Raw genomic sequence first — 18,570 nt, 5'->3', positions numbered from 1 at the left:
AAGCGACCGAGTAGCTGCAATCTGAATGCTCAGGTTAACCCGCTGGCGCCGGCGTGGCAGCTCCGCTGGACGCAACGCGACGACGATGGGTGTGCCGCGCCATCCATTCGCGAACTCCTTCTAGGTAAAGATAAACCACCGGGGTGATATAAAGCGTCAGCAGTTGAGAAACCACCAGTCCACCCACCACCGTAAGTCCGAGCGGCCGGCGCGATTCTCCGCCGGCGCCAAAGCCGAGTGCAATCGGGAGTGTGGCCATCAACGCCGCCATGGTCGTCATCATGATCGGGCGGAAACGCAGCAGGCAGCCCTGGTAAATCGCGTCATACGCAGGTTTGCCTTTACGCTGCGCGTCGATGGCGAAGTCGATCATCATGATGGCGTTTTTCTTCACAATGCCGACGAGCATGATCAGCCCAACAAACGCGTAGATGTTCAAATCGATTCCGAAGATCATCAGCGTGAGCAAGGCGCCGAAGCCGGCGGAAGGCAGGCCGGACAGAATCGTGATCGGATGGACGAAACTTTCGTAGAGAATTCCGAGAATGATGTAGATGACCAGAATTGACATCAACAGCAGCACGCCAAGCCCTTTGAGCGACGATTGAAAAACTTGAGCGGAACCCTGGAAACTGGCGCTCACCGTCGCCGGCAGATGCATCTCGCTTTGCAGCTTTTGCATTTGCTCCACGGCAGTCCCGAGGGAGACGCCCGGCGCCAGATTGAATGAAATAGTAACGGCCGGAAGTTGTCCTTGGTGCGACACGGTCATCGGACCGACGGTGCGAGCAAGCTTGGCCACCGCGCTGAGCTGGATGAGTTTACCCGTGGAAGAGCGGATGTAGAGTTGCGAAAGCGCATCCGGATCAGATTGGTACTTTGGCTCCACTTCCATCACGACCCAGTATTCGTTGATGTCGGTATAAATCGTCGAGACCTGACGCTGGCCGTAAGCATCATACAAGGCATTTTCAATCTGATCCGCAGCCACACCCAGTGAATATGCCTTGTCGCGGTCGATCTCCACCATGACCTGCGGATTGGCGATCAGTAAATCGCTGGTCACATCTTGAAAGCCTGGCAACTCGGCCATCTTCTCCATCAACAGCGGTGTCCAATGATAAAGCTCCTTTGAGTCAGTCCCCTGAAGGCTGAATTGGTAAAGCGCCTTGGTAAATGTGCCGCCGATCCGGATCAGCGGCGGGTTTTGGAGAAACACCTGGATGCCAGGCACGCTGGCCAGCTTGGGCCGCAATTCCTGAATGATCTGGTCCGCGCTTTGATGACGTTCCGAACGCGGCTTCAAACGGAGAAAAATGCGACCGCTATTTGCCGAAACCGTCGGGCCACCCGCGCCGATGGATGAAGTATAGTTCGCTACATTCGTGTTCGCGCCCACAATTCTGGCAATTGCCAGTTGATGGTCGCGCATGGACTCGAAGGAAATGCCTTGAGAGCCTTCCGTTATCCCAAAGATTTGTCCAGTATCTTCATTCGGGAAAAACCCTTTGGGAATCACCACAAATAAATATGCGGTCGCCACCAGCACCACGGCTGAGACAAACAAGGTCGCCCTTCTGTGGCGCATGACCGCCTGGAGGCTGTGGTCGTAAGTCCGATGCATCCCCTCGAAAAACCGCTCCGATGCCGCGTACACGCGCCCGTGCTTCTGCTTGTTGGGCGGCCGCACGAACCGGCTGCACAGCATCGGCGTCAGCGTCAATGAAACGAAACCAGAAACCAGTACCGCCACGGCAATGGTCACGGCAAACTCATGCAATAACCGTCCCAGGATCCCGCTCATGAAAAGCACGGGGATGAATACCGCTGCGAGAGACAAGGTCATCGAGATGATTGTGAAACCGACTTCGCGCGAACCGTTGAGGGCGGCGGTCATCGGCGGCTCGCCTGCTTCCATGTGACGGACGATATTTTCCAGCATGACGATGGCGTCGTCCACCACGAAGCCGACGCACAACGTCAACGCCATGAGTGAGAGGTTGTCGAGGCTGTAATTGAGCAGATACATCACCGCGAACGTGCCGATGATCGACATCGGCACTGCCAGACTGGGAATCACCGTGGCGGAGAGATTCCGCAGGAAGAGGAAAATCACCATCACGACCAGGCAAGCTGTTAGCAGCAAGGTGAATTCGACGTCAGCGACCGATTCGCGGATCGATTGCGAGCGATCATAGAGAATGTTGATGTCCACCGAGGCGGGAAGCTGAGCGTGAAATTGCGGCAGCAACTTGCGAATGGAATCCACCACTTTCACCGTGTTGACGCCGGGCTGGCGCTGGATGGATAGGATGATTCCCCGCGTGTCGTTATACCAACTGGCCACTTTGTCGTTTTGCACGCTGTCCACCACTCGCCCCAGTTCCTCCAAACGCACGGGGCGACCATTGCGATAGGCCACAATGAGCGGGCGATAGTCGGCGGCTTTGGTAAGCTGGCCGGTCGCCTGAACGGTGAACGCTTTATGTTTTCCATAGAGCGTGCCGGTCGGCAAATTCACGTTGCCAGACGCGATGGCGTTGTGCACTTCGTCGATGCCGATGCCGCGCGAGGCCAGGGCGCTGGGATCGAGTTGCACGCGCACGGCGTATTGTTGTGAACCGAAGACAGAAACCTGCGCAACGCCGTCCACCATTGAAATGCGTTGCGCCATCATCGTCTCCCCGTATTCGTCCACGGTGGACAAGGGGAGTGTCGGCGAAGTCAGAGCGAGATAAAGAATCGGCTGATCCGCCGGGTTGACCTTGTTGTAAGTCGGCGGTGTGGGCATCTCGGGTGGCAACTGCCGCGTTGCCTTGGAGATGGCTGCCTGCACGTCCTGGGCCGCGGCATCGATGCTTCGCTCCAGCGTAAACTGAATCGTAATCTGCGCGAGGCCGAGCGCACTGACGGAAGTCATCGAATCGATGCCGGCAATCGTCGAGAACTGTTTTTCCAGCGGCGTGGCCACGGCCGAAGCCATCGTTTCCGGGCTGGCACCGGGCAGGCTGGCGCTTACCAGGATGGTTGGGTAATCCACGCTGGGCAAATCGCTGACCGGAAGGTAACGATAGCTGATGATGCCGAACAACAAAATGCCTGACATGACGAGCGTCGTCATGACCGGCCGACGAATGAATAGTTCGGGCACGTTCATGGTGAGTTGGTTTGCGCAGTAGCGGTCTTGACTGGCGCGTCGGGCGCTTTGACGTTCACCTTTGCGCCCGGCACCAATCGCAATTGACCGTCCGTCACCACGGTTTCGCCGGCCTTCAATTCTTTTTCCACCACAGTGGCACCGTCACGGGTGATGCCAGTGACGACCGTGCGCATTTCCACCGTCTGATCCAGCTTCACCACGAAAACAAACTCACCCTTTTGTGAATTCTGGATGGCCTGCGAGGGAACAACAATCACATGCGGCTGCTCGGACAAAGTCAGCGACACTTGCACAAACTGACCGGGCCAAAGCGCGCTGTTCTCGTTTGGAAACGTCGCCTTGAGTTGAATCATGCCCGTCGTTGGATCAACCGCGTTGTCGATAAACGTCAAGTCTCCGCGCTGCGGCGGGACACTCATCTTTTGAAACGTCGCTTCCACTTTGAGCGTTTTCTCGAGCATCTCTTTTTTGATCTGCGGCAGGAAGTGCTCCGGCACGGTAAACGACACATAGATTGGATGAATCTGGTTGACCGTCAGCATGGCGTCATCCGGCGCTTTGACGATGTTGCCGGGACTGACAAGGAGATTGCCGGTGACGCCATCGACCGGTGCACGAATGGAGGTAAACTCGACATTCAATGCGGCGCCGGTAATAGCCGCCTGGTCGGCCAGCACGGTCCCCTCCAATGCGTCGCGATTGGCGCGCGCCTTGTCGAATTCGTCTCGCGAGATCAAAGCCGAATCGAACAATTTCCTCTGCCGCTCGAATTCAATGCGCGCGTTTTCCAACATTGCCTGGTCACGCGCCAGATTGGCCCTGGCCTGTTCGAGCGCCCCCTGCGGCGGGCGCGGATCAATCGTGAACAGGGGGTCGCCCAGCTTCACTTCCTGTCCTTCGCGAAAATGCACTTGCTTCAACTGGCCGGTAATTTGTGATCGGATGGTCACTTTGGAATAGGGCAGCACATTGCCAATGGCGCGAAGCTGCACCGGCACGTTGGTCTCGATCGCCTGAGCGACCAACACCGGCACGGGCGGTCGCGTTTGTCCGCCCCCCTGCTTCGCGTCCGGCGATAGCTTGGGTGAACAGCCACTGAGGAACGCGACAACACTCACCAACAACAGCGTAAGGCCACGAAAGAAGAACTGCCGCCGCATACCTAAACGAGCGGAGAACCGGCCCTTTTGAACATTGGAAAACTTGTTTGGTTTCATGTGTTTGCGCCCTCTGAGAGTCTAGTTGCCTGGATTGCTGTTCCGATGAGCGGAACAATTCACCGGACGAAGAGTCGCGCCGAGCCGGCGAAGGAATTCCGTCCGCTCTTTGCAAAACTTCGGACTGTCCGGCGACAGGCCGGTGATCAATCGCGCCACTTGAGGAAACGCAAGCGCGTAAGTCGTCAGCGAAATCATCGCCAGCAACAAATGACGCGGATCCAGTTCGCCCGAGAGATGACCGCTTCCCTGGCGACGGGAAATGTTGTCCACGGCCACAGCACTCGCCTTGCGGCGCGCCTCTTCATCCATCACCCTGCCATTGCCAACCTGCAATGCCTCCCATTCGAGCAGCCGGATCCAGTCGATGTCCTGCCGCGCCAAATCAAACCAGTAGGGAAGACTCTCGCCGGGGTCGTCCGGCGACGAGGACACCCAGGCAGCCCGTTGCGCGATTTTCCGTCGCAACACCTCGCGAAACAAACCATCCTTGTCGCCGAAGTAATGGTAGAGCATCCGCTTGTTGATCCTGGCCCGGCGGGCAATGCAATCCACCCGCGCTCCGGCAAAACCGCGGGCCGCGAATTCGTGCAAGGCCGCGACCAGGATTCGCTCCTGCGTGCGCGCGGGATCGCGCGCCGTTCCCTTGAGCTTCCGGGTCTTGGTTGGGAGTGCGCCGCGCATTGTTGCACGTAACTAAATGGATACCTTAAGTAACTGTCAAGTTACTTATGATTGCACGACGCCTACCGCCCCCGGACTGTTCAAAGCAAGCAGCTCAAGTCTGCAGGGCCGTGGAATGCCAAACATAAGCCCGGCGGGTCCTCTGCCACCGAGTCAGCGCAGAGACAAGCTGGAAGCAACCTGGCTAACAGCGCAGATCATTTCAACCAACCAACTAACGAGACAGTTTCGCCGCGGCTTCGCCGGCTTTGGAGGCGAGCAAGCTGCCCAGTCCAGGGCCGTAGTAGGAGCGGGTGTCCACTTCGTAGCCGGCATGGGGATATTCCTTCTCGTTGACGATGTAACCGAGGTAATCATTTGCCAGTCCGATGGCCAGAACATTTTTGAATCCGGCGGCCGCGACCTGTTTCTGCGTGGCCATGCCGACTTCGCAGATCGGTTCGCCGGGCAGGCCGGCCAATGCCGTATCGCCAATTCGAAGCACCTGAATTTCGGCCTGCTTGGGAAGCGCCTCCAGCGCGAGCGGCTCGTAAGATTTGTAAGCTCCGTTCCGGGCGCCGGGACTGAACTCGATGGGCGGCAGGTCCGGCGTGATCCGCACGATGCCGATGGGTTGGTTCGGTTTGGTTTTGACCCTCTGCGCGACCGTTTGCGCGCGCTGGGCGAGACGCGTCCCAAAATCCTTGACCCGCGCAAACTCGTCCGCGCCCTGGGCGCCGGCGGGCGATTGGTCACCTTCGGCACCGTTGCAGTAAAGCGCCACCGCGCCGGGGAACGCGCTCTCAAGTGACTGCTGCAAGACGCCGGGCCATTCGGCGGACATCAGCATGTTCGACGCGCCCAGAATTGTCGGGTGCGTGGCGAAGTGGACCAGCAATGCACGGCACTTGCCATCGTTGCCGTCCACACGCAGCACGGACAGAATTGGGTTTATCGCGGGCGTTTCGCCGGCGGCCTTACGGGCTTCGTTGTCGTACCCCCAACGTCGGTTATGCGTAAACCCTTCCAGTCGTTCAGAACCAAAACCCACGCGTGCCGGCGCCAGGTTCTTGGCGGCGGCGTGCAGTCCGCCCGCAATGGCGCCGCTCATGGCGTCAACGACCGCGGGGTCGCACTTGCCGAATTGCAGTTCCCAAAACTTCTCAGGAAAAATCGATGGGCCGTCATGGGTATGTGAACCACACAGGAAAAGAGTGTCCGGTGTGAGGCCGAGATCGGATATTTTCCGGAGAGTTTGGTGCTTGAGCTGAGGCGTAACGGACCGGAGATCGCACGTAACCAACGCCATCGACTGCCTGCCATCGCGCAGCAAAAGAATTTTCGCGTGCAATGGGTCGTGCACACCTGTGGAGGGTTGACCCTTGCGCGCGCCGTAACCGGCCATGGGCACCGTGTGTCCCTTCACGTCCGGCGTAATGTCGCAACTGGCCACGCCGACCTCTAGCGCTTTAGCCGGGACGGCGGACAAAAGGAACGCGAGACAGAGGGCGGCGGTAATGGAGCAGGGATGAGTCATGGCGTTGGTCCTTTCGCTATGATGTCTGGTTTCTAGTGATACAAAGAAACTTCTAACCCCCAAAAGTGCGAAGAGCAAGTCACAAGGAAGGCCCCGACAAAATCTCCACAGCCTCGGCGACGCATCGCCCAGACGCTGACTTGGGAGCGGACGGAGCTTGGCACTCAGGTTGGTGACCACGGTGATACCATCACGACAAGTTGCAAAGCGATCATGGAGGGCAAGGAGACGGCGGAGCCGTAAAACTTCAAACTGCACCACTGCCCATTTTTTGAGAGGTTCTTCCTATGCCACGCGGTCGGATCCTTGTAGAGTCCGGGAGGCAGTCAACCCATTCTGCTTATGAAGCATTTGATACTCATGGCGCTCCTGCTGACAATCGCAGGTCCAGCCGTTCGTGGTGAACCACCGGCCACGGGCACGCGCTGGACGCAGAAGCAGTTCATCATCACCTTCTGGTGTCCGCCGCCCGCCACGGATGAGGCGCTGGCGCGAGTGGCGGCTGAGGGTTTCAATCTGACCTGGACTCCGCCCGAGGGCCTGGACATCGCCGCACGACACCACTTGCGCGCGATGCTTCAGAGCGGCCTGTTGCAACCCGACGTACTGAATGACGCCGCCAAGCGCACAGAACTCGATGCGCTCATTGAGCGCGTGAAAAATCATCCGGCGCTCGAAGCGTATTTCCTCACCGACGAACCCGGCGCTGGCGCGTTTGCCGGGTTGGGCAGGCTGGTCGCGTACTTGCGCGAACGCGATCCGCAGCATCTCGCTTACATCAACCTGTTTCCCACTTACGCCAACGAGCAGCAACTCGGCGTCAGCGCCGAGAAGGCCGAGCGGGCGCGTGTTGGGTATCCGACCGGTTTCACCGGCGTGAACGCGAGCGACAAGATCGTGTTGCGTTATCGCGAGCATCTCAAGCAGTTCGTGGAAATCGTCAAACCGGATTTGATCAGCTATGACCACTATCACTTCTTCAAAGCATCGGACGGCAAGGAGTATTTTCTCAACCTCGGCTTGATCCGTCTCGCCGCACTCGAAGCCGGCAAGCCGTTTCTAAACATCATTCAGGCGGACACCATCGAGAAATCGTGGCGGTTGCCAAACGCCGATGCAATGCGCTGGCTGGTGTTTACGACGATGGCCTACGGCGGACGGGGCATCAGCTATTTCACCTACTGGGGGCCGAAGGCTTACAACGGGCTTTATCAAGATGGCCAGCCTGCGCCGTTGCTGCAACCCGTGGTCGCCCTGAACAAAGAGATCGCCAAGTTCGGACCAGCGCTGATGGAACTGGAGTCGTTGGGCGCATACCACACCGCCCCGCTGCCCTACGGTGCCGAGGCGCTGCCCAAGCCCGGCTCGGTGCAGATCGCGGGCAAAGGTGAGTTCGTAGTCGGCGTGTTTGGCAAGAACGGGCGGCCCTCGTCATTCATGATCGTCAACCGCGATTATCGGCAGGCGCAGACGGCCACGGTCACGGTGATGATTCCGGGACGGAAATTGCAGGAGCTTGATCGCCAGACCGGCCAGTGGACTCGGGGCAGGACGCTCAACCGAAAGCGCGTCGTCGAGGTCAAGCTCGCGCCAGGTGATGGCCGGCTCTTCAGGGTCTCCGAATGAATCCACATCGAAACATGAAACTCAACGACACCTCACTCAGCCGTCGCCGCTTCCTGCGGCGGTGCGTGGACTTATGAATGGGTCCTGGGCATTGAACAGATTGCTCATGGTTTATCCGCGGCGCGGATCAGGATGCGGCGTCGTTGCCCCTCAACTCTATTGACCCAACGGGACTTTCCCGCTCGCGCGGTTCACCTTCGGGTTTGCGGCTTGAGCTCGATGACCAGACTGGTCAGGTTGCCGGATGTTAGCGGCGATTTCCCGACTACGGCTGGCGATTGATTGAAAGTGAATCCGGTCTTCCCGGCTGGTGCTTGCACACGGCCATCGGGCGAGTCGTAAAACTTCAAACTGCACCGCTACCAATTATCCCCAGGAACAAACACCTTTACAAAGTTCGTCGGAAGAGTTTTCTTCCGTCGAAGTTCCAAGCGGTAGAAACTAATCCTTTCCGCATTATGATTGTCATATTTGTTCACGGCTGGAGCGTGCGCGACACCGGCACCTACGGCGGCCTGCCCCGCTACCTCGCCTCGCAAACCGGCCCGGACGGAAAACCTTTCACGGTGTCCAACGTGTACCTCGGCCGCTACATCAGCTTCGACGACACGGTCACGCTGGACGACATTTCGCGGGCGTTCGAGCAGGCCATCCGCGACCAACTCGGCAAGAAACTCAAATCCGGCGAACGCCTGGCTTGCATCACCCACTCGACCGGCGGACCGGTCATCCGCAACTGGATTGATTTGTATTACCGCAAGTCGCTTGGCGACTGTCCGCTCAGCCACCTTGTCATGCTGGCCCCGGCCAATCACGGCTCGGCGTTGGCGCAACTCGGCAAGAGCCGGCTGTCGCGCATGAAGTTCTTCGTCGAGGGCGCCGAGCCGGGCGAGCGCGTGCTCGACTGGCTTGAATTGGGCAGCGGAGCGGCCTGGACGTTGAACGAAACCTGGCTCGATTATGACTGCGTCGGGAACGGGCTTTTCCCCTTCGTGCTCGTCGGACAGACTATTGACCGCAGCTTCTACGACGTATTGAACAGCTACACAGATGAAATGGGTTCGGACGGAGTGGTGCGCGTTGCCGCCGCGAATCTCAATTACAGCCTGCTCGAACTCGTCCAGGATGAGGCCGGCGACCTCAAGCCCAAGCGCGTCTGGCGCTCCAAGCCCACGGCCTTCGGCATCCTGCCGAAACTGGCCCATTCGGGCGACGACATCGGCATCATCCGCAGCGTGTCGTCGGACGGCTTGCGCCCGGCGAAAGTGGCAAAGGAACGCGGCATTTCCCGCGACCATCCAACGGCGCAGTGGGTTGTCCAATGCCTGCGGGTGACGACGCCGGCAAACTACGCCAAGGTCGCGAGTAATCTGGCGCAATTGACGGAACAAACCCAGCAGGCCGAACGCGTCGAGGAACACAAGACGTTGTTCTGGACGCGCGAATTTCCAAACGACCACTGCGCCCAGGTGATCGTCCGGTTGCGGGATGATCGCGGCCAGACGCTGTCCGATTACGATTTATACCTGACCGCCGGCCCGCGCTACAGCGAACAGGAATTGCCGAAAGGGTTCTTCGTGGACCGCCAGCGCAACCGGCGCGATCCCGGCAAACTGACATATTATTTGAACTGGGACGTGATAGATCGCGAACTGCGCCAGCCCAAACTTCAAGGTAAGTTCGGTTTCCGCATCGAGGCGCGTCCGAAGGAATCCCCGGATGCCCTGGCTTTCTACCGCACGCTGAATTTCAAGTCAGACCTCGATGCCCTCGAACGCGCGTTGCGGCCAAACGAGACGTTGATGGTGGACATCGAAATGAAACGGATGGTGGACGCCGCCGTGTTCCGCATCAGCAACGACCTTACACCCGGCAAGATCAGTCGGACTCCGCTGGGCAAGACGGTGACCTGAGACCGGGGCGCATGGCGAGTCGTAAGACTTCAAACTGTGCCACTACCGGGTCACGCCTACTGCTTGAGCAACCACACTTCTGACACGGCAGTGCCCATCGAGCCTTGTCCGCGCTCGAAGGCCAGTTCCAGAATGCCGCCTTCGATCAACTTCCTGGGAATATCGTATTCGAATTGTTTGGCCGTATATTCGGGCAACTCGATGTCTTTGGCGATGTATTGACCGTTGGCGAGGATGTTTTCAACCCGGCGCGGGGAGGTCGGAATATTCGTCAGCCCTCTGGGGACACGCAGCGTCACAAGTGTCACCCGCACCTTGTACGAAGCTGCGGAATCCAGACCGGTATAGCGGAACACCACGCCGATGGGTTCCTCCAGGTTGTAGGCCAGGGTGTTTTGGCTGGGACGATTGTTCGGATCCAACATGGCGCTCCCATCAAACGATGCGCCCTTGGTCAAATGCGGCTGCCGCGCCGGATTACCGGCGTCATCATAAAAGCTGCCCGCCCCAACCGACTCGTAGCCGATCAGACTTTCCAGAATGGCGGCGCGTTGGGCCTCCGGCGCGGCCGCGGCGCGCTCCACCTGTTTCGCGCTCCACGCAAGGTCGGTCAAAGGTTTCTGCATCGAGAAGTAACCAACGTTCCGGACACCGAAGTTCTGGTTGCTTTCTTCGCCGAGCTTACCAGCTTCCTCGCGGAGGGCGACCATGGCCGGCGTTTCGAGCGGTTGACCCAATACTGCCTTGGCGGCTGCAATCCTGGCGTCAGTCTCCTGGGAAGAAGCCAGCGCACGGGTCAGCTTCTCCTTCTGATTTTGCTCGGCGCGCAGCTTCAACTGAAAATACTTGTCCAACGCGGCTTTCTGCATGTGCAAACGCCAGCGATGATCGATCTGCATCAGATTCCCGGGGATCTTCGATCCGGCCTGTTTGACCAAAGAATAGTACCGATCAATTCCCTCGTTGGCCTCCAGCGGCAATTCGAGGTTTTGTTCGAGTTGGAAAAGCGCCCCGCGCATGTCGGCGACGGCAGCGGGACCAAAGTGCAGCCGGCAGTATTCATCCATTACATCCTCAAGGGTGCGGTTGGGATTCCACAGCAGACGATTCCACAGGTACTGATGGAACTCATCGTGGTAACCCTCCGAATAAATAATATCGCCCTCGGAAAAGGGCATGATGGCCTGGAAAATTGCGTAGAAGGCCCTGGGCCGCGCATGAAAGGTGCGGCGGCCATAAATCTTCACCACGTTTGGTTCCGGATGCGCGACCTGGTATTGCGCGCTGATCCAGTGCGTGATGTCGGTATAATGGGTGATGTGCTGGTAGCGGGGAAGTTGATTCAGTATCTCAGCCAAATACCGATTCACCGGACCTGAACCGGGATACTCAAAAAGATCTTCCCGCAGCTCATTGCGGAAATATTTGGACATGGCGCTGCTGCCAGGTCCGTACGCAATGCCTTCGAGCCACTTTCTCGGCTTTTCATTTAGATAATCAAAGATCGCCTGATCCCCGGCGTTACTGAGATCCTGATTGGCGATTTGAACGACGCCATTCGGGTGGTACTTCAGCCAAAGGTTCGCCACCTCCTCACATAATAGTACAAACGTCTTCCCCCACGGCTCACAACGAGGACAACGGCATCCTCCGGGATCACCGGCATAGAACCGCAAGACGTCGTCGTCCGGTCGCCGCGCAAAATCCTTGTCCCACTTTTCCAGCAACGCTTTGCGCGCCGCCGGTATCGAAGGGCACACCCAGTTGCCACGTTCGGTGGCCTGCCACTCTTTCGGAAAACCGGTAAGCTCGTTGGGACGACAACCTGTCACGGTCATCATCCCAAACGATTTGACAAAGTCGAACTGCGCACCGCCCGCATAAAAGCAATTGGCGCCTGACAGCGCCAGATCCAGTACGTAATCCTGCCATTCTTGTGGAGTCCAGGAACGCGCGCCGGTGATCTGCATCATGGTGCCGCCCTGGTTGGCGGAAGACCCGCGAAATCGATAGGCCGGTGGCGTAGCGACGTTGATCTCACCGACTCTCACCGCAGCGGGTTCGTAAGTCATTTGGCGGAGGATTTCACCCGCCGCATACAGCACCCCACGCTGGTCGGCACCGACGGCAATGATGCTGTGCACCCGACCCACGATTATGGTTTTCACCGCAATACCTTCCGGTGCCGGACGCTTCTTCCCCGGTACACTGACGCCGTGCGTTGAGCACAATTGGTCCAACGATCCACCCGCGCCCGCCCGGCCCAGGTAAATACGGAGGTCAGCGTCCTCCTTCGGCGCGCGCACTACTTGCACGCCAACCCGGCTCCGTTTGAGGATACGATCGTGAAGAACCGTGGCGACGCGCTCCTCGGCGTCACCGGTTTTTTCGTCAAGAACAATGTCAATCTTCGACGCGGAGGTTTGACTCCCTGACTCCGTGGAAAATCCTGCCGCGGTGGAGCGCCCAGATATTGAAAGCAGACCCAGCAGGGCAGCATTTGCCGCCAGGACCACACAGCCTCGAGTTGACATGGGATGTATCCAACCAATGCACCATCCACCTGTCAACCCTGCCCGTGATCCAACAACTGCCCGGCAACGATCAAAGGCATGCAACAAGTTTGGCGACTGGGATTTGATTAGTTCTCGCTCCAGATGTGCCCAGTAACTCAGCTTGCCTTACGCATGTTAAGTGATAAAACATGCGCGTCATCACTTGAACCAATGAACATCCATCATCTGGAGCTGTTCTACTATGTGGCACGGCACGGCGGCATCAGCGAAGCGGTGCGCAAAATTCCCTACGGCATCCAGCAGCCGGCCGTCAGCGGACAAATTTTGCAGTTGGAGGAATTCCTCGGCGTCACCCTGTTTCAGCGGCGTCCTTTCGCCCTGACGCCGTCCGGCGACGAACTCTACAAATTCATCCAGCCGTTTTTCGACAATTTGGAAAGCATGACCAGCAAACTGCGCGGCGACGCGACGCAACACGTGCGCATTGGCGCGTCGGAGATCGTGTTGCGTGACCATTTGCCCACGCCTCTGGAAAATGTGCGAAGGAAATTTCCGAATCTGAAAGTGACGCTGCGCACCGGTTACCAGCCGCAACTGGAAGCCTGGGTGCAAAAACGCGAGCTGGATCTGGCCGTGACGGTGATCGAAGGCAAGCCGCCCGCAGGCGTCCACGCTTTGCCAATGCTCAAATTGCCGCTGGTGCTGCTGGTCCAAAAGAGCAGCCGGCTGCGCTCCGCTGAAGAACTGTGGCAACAAGATAGAATCGAGGAAACGCTCATCTGCCTCCAAGCCAATGAAGCTATCTTGAAAAACTTTCAGGAGGGCCTGAACCGGCTCGAAGTTGATTGGTTTTCCCGGATTGAAGTGGGTTCATTGATCCTGGTGGAGCCTTACGTAGCCAACGGTTATGGCATTGGGCTTTCGATCGCTGTGCCGCATGCCAAACTTTCGCCGCAAGTGCGCGCGCTTCCATTGGAAGGCTTTCCGCCGGTCGTCATGGGCGCTCTGTGGCAGGGCAAAGCGACGCCGGTCATCCAAGCCTTTCTTGATGAGTTGCAAAAACGGGCGAACAGTCTGGCGGGCGCAGAAGCGAACGAAGCGAGTGACGCGCGAAAATAAAATGTGGCGCGGGCGAAGCCACGTTCGTCGCTCCACCAGTTTTCGATCGCGCCCGAATTTCCGGGTGCCGGAACATTTTCTACGACAAAAACGTTTTGAAAAAAACGTGTAATGTTACTTGCCAAGCAGATTTGAATTGTATACGAACTCGCTTATGGCGTTGCCGTTTTTCAGCAGCCGTGCAAAAAATCGAGAACAGATAGTGGCGATTGACTTGGGCGGGCGCACCACCAAAGCCGTCCACATTCAGCGCAAAGGAGACTCTTTTACGCTACTGCGCTACGCCCTGCTGGACGCTCCCATTTACGAAAAAAATCTTTCCGCCGAATTGTTGACCGAACACTTGAAGAGTGTCAGCCAGGCCTTGGAAACCAACACCAAACTCGTCGTGCTGGCCATCGGCGTGAACGAATCCATCGTGCGCCACGCGGAAATGCCCCACCTGCCGGTGGATGACATGCGTCAGATCCTCAAAATCAATACCAAGAACTATTTGCAACAGGAATTGCCCGGTCATGTATTCGACTGCCATATCTTGCCGACCCGCGAAGAATCCAAGCCGCCGGAGGGCGGCAAAACGGCGCCCGGCCCGGCGAAGCTGAAAGTGCTGGTGGGCGGCGCAAAAAAACAACTCATTGAAGACCTGCAAGCTGCCATCAAAGGCGCCAATCTGGTGGCTGATCAGATCGTCCCCGGATTGATCGGGCCGGTGAATGCATTTGAAATGGCGATGCCGGAAGTTTTCGCGCGCGAAGTAGTGGCCTTGGTGGACCTCGGCTTCAAGAACTCCACCATCTGCCTGCTGCAGGAAGGCAGCCTCGTGTTGAGCCGGGTCGTGGCGATTGGCGGAGACAAACTCACCAGTGGCCTGGCAGAGTCCCTGAACATCAGCTATGCCGAAGCCGAGGGCATCAAGGTCGGCATGCCCTCTGAAGTCCAATCTAATTTGGAATCCTTGCTGACGCCGCTCGGACGTGAATTGCGCGCTTCGATTGACTTTTTTGAACATCAGCAGGACAAAATGGTGAGCCAGGTTTTTATTTCCGGCGGCTCCGCCCGTTCGGAATTCATCGTGCGGGCGCTCCAAGCCGAATTGACGGCTCCCTGTAGAGGCTGGAATCCAACCAGCTTTTTGAAACTCTCACTGCCGCCGCAACAGATGGCGGAGACTGAACAAGTGGCGCCGCAACTGGCCGTTGCCCTGGGTGCCGCAGTCGGCGCATATTAGCATCAGATTATGCCCATACGTCTCAATCTGCTCTCGGAAGCGCAAGCGCTCGAAGAATTGCGCCGCCGTGACCCGGTCAAGCGCGCCATGTGGGGTGCGGGGGTGCTGGTTGCCGGCGTGGTGATTTGGTGCGTTTTGCTCCAGATCGAGATCATGCGAGACAACGAAAAACTAAGCGGTCTTGAAACCAAATCAAAATCACAGGAAAGCCAGTACCAACAGGTCATCAATAATAAGAAGAAACTCGAAGAAACCGAGGAGAAGGTCGCCAAATTGCGGCAGTTGGCCAGCAACCGTTTTCTCATCGGCAATCCCTTGAACGCACTGCAACGAACCACCGTCGATGAGGTTCAACTCGTCCACCTTAAAGTGATGCAGCAATATATCTTAAACGCTGAAGTCAAGGACAAGACTAATGATACCCGGGTCATCAAAGGCAAGCCGGCCAGCGTCACGGAGAAGATCACGCTCGTGCTCGATGGCAAGGACTTCAGTCCACGAGCCGAACAGTTGAACAAATTCAAGGAAACGCTGGCCAATTCGTCCTATTTTCAGGAGGCGCTTGGGAAAACCAACGACACCAATATCAAATTGACAAGTTTGTCGTCGCCGCAAATTGACAGCGTGTCGGGCAAACTCCACGTGCTGTTTACCCTCGAATGCCGTTACCCGGACAAGACCCGTTGACATGAATAAACTCTCCAAAGAAAAGCGGCAGCAACTCATCCTGGTGGTATTGGCCACCTTGCTGACCATCGCCGGCGTATGGTATGGCATCATCAATTTGCAAAAAGCCAAACTTAAGGACCTTTCGCAAAACCTGGGCAAGGCCCAACAGCGGCTGAGCAAAGTCCAGCAAGCCGTCGATGCGGCGGACAAAATCGAAAGCGATCTGAAAGAAGCGACCCAAAAACTTGGCGCCATCGAGAGCGGCATGGCCACGGGTGATCTGTTCTCCTGGTTCGTGCTCATGCTCCGGGAGTTCCAGTTGCGCTACAAGGTGGATATCCCGCAAATCAGCCCCGAGCCGCCCAGCGAGGTCAACGTGCTGGCCAACTTCCCGTACAAACAAGTCACGTACATCGTCCGGGGCATCGCGTACTACAATGACCTTGGCAAGTTTGTGGCTGACTTCGAAAACCAATTCCCCTACATGCGCGTTCAGAACTTGGAATTGCAGCCGAACCTTTCTTCCACTCCGGGAGAAAGCGAGCAACTCGCTTTCAAGATGGAAATCGTATCGCTGGTCAAACCTACTGGCTCATGATAAACTGCCAACCAATGAACCCTTACCCGCTTCGGATCAATGGCCGTTGGCTGCGTGGCTGCGCAAGTCTGGTCTGCCTCCTGGGCTGTGCGTTCGGTTCGTTAGCCGCGCCTCCCAAAGCGCCCGCAACGGCCGTTGTCACCAACCCACCTCCCGAACATGAAACCGCCTTCCCCAAATCTGAATTTGACGAACGAGGCGGCAAGGATCCTTTTTTCCCATTGCGCTCCATCACTCCGGTCGAAAAGCCGAAACCCGGTGCGGCAGCCGGCGCCGGATATCTGGTCCTGCAAGGATTCTCGGGCACGGTCAGCCAACCACTTGCCATCATCAACGGACGCACCTTCGGAATCGGTGAAGAAGGAGATGTCCCGACGCCTGCCGGAAAAGTCAAGATTCGGTGTCTGGAAATCCGTCCTCCGGTATCAGTCGCAGTCGAAATCGTGAGTACAGGCGAGCACAGAGAACTGCGAAAAGGGTTGTAAATCTGCGCGGCAACATTACACACATCGTGTGACGCACAGATGCAAAATGAAATGTTGGACCAACTGATGTTGTCACATTGGTGGACAACAAGGTCGGGAAATAGGGCATTTTGATTCACCGCCGGTGCATTCGGGAAGCTTCACAAGCACTGGCACCTGGGTTGCTAAAAACTGTAATGAAGAAGCCGTATATCTGTGAACGGATCGTGAACACATAAACTAAAACCAAGCATCAGTAACTAAAACCAAAAAATAAATGAAATCAAAACTCATCCTCCTGAGTCTCGCTGGGCTTCTTGCCGGAAGTACGGTCGGCTGGACCCAAGACAAACCCGCCGCCACTCCAACCAACGCTGCTCCGCACGATCCCAACGAGGTGATCCCTCTGATCGTGATGGATGATGTCGGTTTGATTGACGCCATCAAAAACCTGGCCCGCCAGGCCAACTTGAACTACATCCTCGATCCCAAGGTTTCGTTTGGCACCGTGGGGCCGGATGGCAAAGTGATCCCCCAGCCCACCATCTCCATCCGCTGGGAAAAATTGACCGCGCAACAGGCCCTTACCGCCGTCCTCAACAATTACAACCTCATCATCGTTGAAGACCCAAAAACCCAGATCGCCCGGATCACGGTCAAAGACCCGGCCTTGCCCGATCCCCTCATCTCCAAGATCATCCAGCTCAAATTCGCCAGCCCCACGAACATCGAGTCGGTCGTGCGAGCCAACCTGATTGACAAACGCAGCAAGGTGATTGGCGACGTCCGCACCAGCCAACTGGTCGTCCTCGCCACGGAAAAAGAAATGCTGGGAGTGGATGAACTCGTGGAGAGACTCGACACGCCGACCAAACAGGTGCTCATCGAAGCCAAGCTGGTGGAAACCTCCTCGAACCCGAAAACCAAGAAGGGCATCGATTGGACCAGCACACTCCAGGCGCAAAACCTCTCGCTGGGCAACAATGCGCAGCGATCCGCCGCCCCTAATCAGCCCTCCACACCTGGCTCAGGCGGACCCGGCACCATTAGCCCGGCACCGATTGGCGGTCTTCTCCAAGACCCGTCGAAGTTCATCGTCAGCACCTCGGGCGGGTTGACACCTTACACGGCCTTCTTGAATGCGGATGGCGTTAAAACAGTGCTCTCGTTCCTCAACAGCGACGCCGACGCCCAAGTGTTGTCCACTCCGCGAGCCGTGACACTTGACAACCAGGAGGCGATTCTTTCCGTGACGCGCGCTGAGCCGATCTTCGCGACGACTGCCGGCACACAAGGTTCGCCGGGCGGCTCGCAAGTCACCTACACCAACCTGGGCACGATCCTTAAAGTTACACCCCGTATTTCGGCCAACGACTTCGTCAACCTGAAAGTCATTCCGGAAGTCTCCAGTGTTTTCAACACCATTACCAAAACCGTCGCCGGCACCATCAACCAGGCAGATGAATATGACATTCGCCGGATCGAAACGCAGGTGCTCATCCCCAGCGGCAATACCCTGGTCATGGGCGGACTGGTCAAGAACAACTCCAACAAGACCTACACCAAGGTGCCGGTATTTGGTGATATTCCGGTGCTCGGCTGGGCCTTCCGCTCGGAGAGCAAAACTCGCGAGAAGAACAACCTGATGATCTTCATCACGCCCACCATTGTGACCGAGGATGATTATCAAGTCACGGCCAGAACCGATTTCCTCAAGAGCACGTTCGTGGAAGAGCCTGAACTGAAACCGACGGCTTGGGACAGCGCCAAACCCCTCGATTGGAGCAAGCCCATTCCCGGCGACCGGGCCATCGAACACGAGCAAAACCTCAAGAATTAATCCGGCAAACGTTCAAGCCA

The 18,570-nt window shown here is 57.3% G+C and carries 13 protein-coding genes; 9 read left to right on the top strand and 4 right to left on the bottom strand.

What is annotated here, in order from left to right:
• Positions 1–34: 34 nt before the first annotated feature.
• From HY298_06295 to HY298_06280, 4 genes are all read right to left on the bottom strand, one after another.
• Positions 35–3,157 (bottom strand): efflux RND transporter permease subunit, encoded by a 3,123-nt coding sequence (locus tag HY298_06295; protein ID MBI3849887.1) that lies wholly within the window; start codon positions 3,155–3,157, stop codon positions 35–37.
• Complete coding sequence (locus HY298_06290) at positions 3,154–4,377, bottom strand: efflux RND transporter periplasmic adaptor subunit (GenBank protein MBI3849886.1); 1,224 nt, start codon at positions 4,375–4,377, stop codon at positions 3,154–3,156. The genes HY298_06295 and HY298_06290 overlap by 4 nt, the downstream gene beginning before the upstream one ends.
• Positions 4,378–4,398: 21 nt before the next feature.
• Positions 4,399–5,061 (bottom strand): TetR/AcrR family transcriptional regulator, encoded by a 663-nt coding sequence (locus HY298_06285; protein ID MBI3849885.1) that lies wholly within the window; start codon positions 5,059–5,061, stop codon positions 4,399–4,401.
• A 214-nt stretch (positions 5,062–5,275) separates the two neighbouring features.
• Complete coding sequence (locus tag HY298_06280) at positions 5,276–6,577, bottom strand: neutral/alkaline non-lysosomal ceramidase N-terminal domain-containing protein (GenBank protein MBI3849884.1); 1,302 nt, start codon at positions 6,575–6,577, stop codon at positions 5,276–5,278.
• A 342-nt stretch (positions 6,578–6,919) separates the two neighbouring features.
• On the opposite strand from HY298_06280, the gene HY298_06275 reads away from it, so the two are divergent.
• The 9 genes from HY298_06275 to HY298_06235 all read left to right on the top strand — a co-directional run bounded on the left by HY298_06275 (position 6,920) and on the right by HY298_06235 (position 18,550).
• The gene (locus tag HY298_06275; protein MBI3849883.1) at positions 6,920–8,203 is read left to right on the top strand and encodes a hypothetical protein; all 1,284 of its coding nucleotides are present in this window, start codon (positions 6,920–6,922) and stop codon (positions 8,201–8,203) included.
• Positions 8,204–8,661: 458 nt separating this feature from the next.
• Positions 8,662–10,116, top strand: a complete 1,455-nt coding sequence (locus HY298_06270) for a phospholipase (GenBank protein MBI3849882.1) — start codon at positions 8,662–8,664, stop codon at positions 10,114–10,116.
• A 1,655-nt stretch (positions 10,117–11,771) separates the two neighbouring features.
• On the top strand, positions 11,772–12,017 hold the full coding sequence (locus tag HY298_06265) for a GAF domain-containing protein (protein MBI3849881.1): 246 nt from the start codon (positions 11,772–11,774) through the stop codon (positions 12,015–12,017).
• 825 nt (positions 12,018–12,842) lie between these two features.
• The gene (locus HY298_06260) at positions 12,843–13,751 is read left to right on the top strand and encodes a LysR family transcriptional regulator (protein MBI3849880.1); all 909 of its coding nucleotides are present in this window, start codon (positions 12,843–12,845) and stop codon (positions 13,749–13,751) included.
• 154 nt (positions 13,752–13,905) lie between these two features.
• Complete coding sequence (pilM, locus tag HY298_06255) at positions 13,906–14,979, top strand: pilus assembly protein PilM (protein ID MBI3849879.1); 1,074 nt, start codon at positions 13,906–13,908, stop codon at positions 14,977–14,979.
• A gap of 9 nt (positions 14,980–14,988) precedes the next feature.
• Positions 14,989–15,666 (top strand): hypothetical protein, encoded by a 678-nt coding sequence (locus HY298_06250; protein MBI3849878.1) that lies wholly within the window; start codon positions 14,989–14,991, stop codon positions 15,664–15,666.
• Between the two features lies 1 nt (position 15,667).
• On the top strand, positions 15,668–16,246 hold the full coding sequence (locus HY298_06245) for a hypothetical protein (protein MBI3849877.1): 579 nt from the start codon (positions 15,668–15,670) through the stop codon (positions 16,244–16,246).
• A gap of 14 nt (positions 16,247–16,260) precedes the next feature.
• Entirely contained in the window at positions 16,261–16,731 is a 471-nt protein-coding gene (locus HY298_06240; GenBank protein MBI3849876.1) for a hypothetical protein, read from the top strand.
• A 256-nt stretch (positions 16,732–16,987) separates the two neighbouring features.
• Positions 16,988–18,550 (top strand): type II secretion system protein GspD, encoded by a 1,563-nt coding sequence (locus HY298_06235; GenBank protein MBI3849875.1) that lies wholly within the window; start codon positions 16,988–16,990, stop codon positions 18,548–18,550.
• The last annotated feature ends 20 nt before the right edge of the window (positions 18,551–18,570 follow it).

It is taken from the genome of Verrucomicrobiota bacterium (assembly GCA_016200005.1).
Classification (GTDB): Bacteria; Verrucomicrobiota; Verrucomicrobiia; order Limisphaerales; family PALSA-1396; genus PALSA-1396.
The sequence above is the reverse complement of the archived record's forward strand: the minus strand, read 5'-3'. Positions and strand labels throughout refer to the sequence as shown.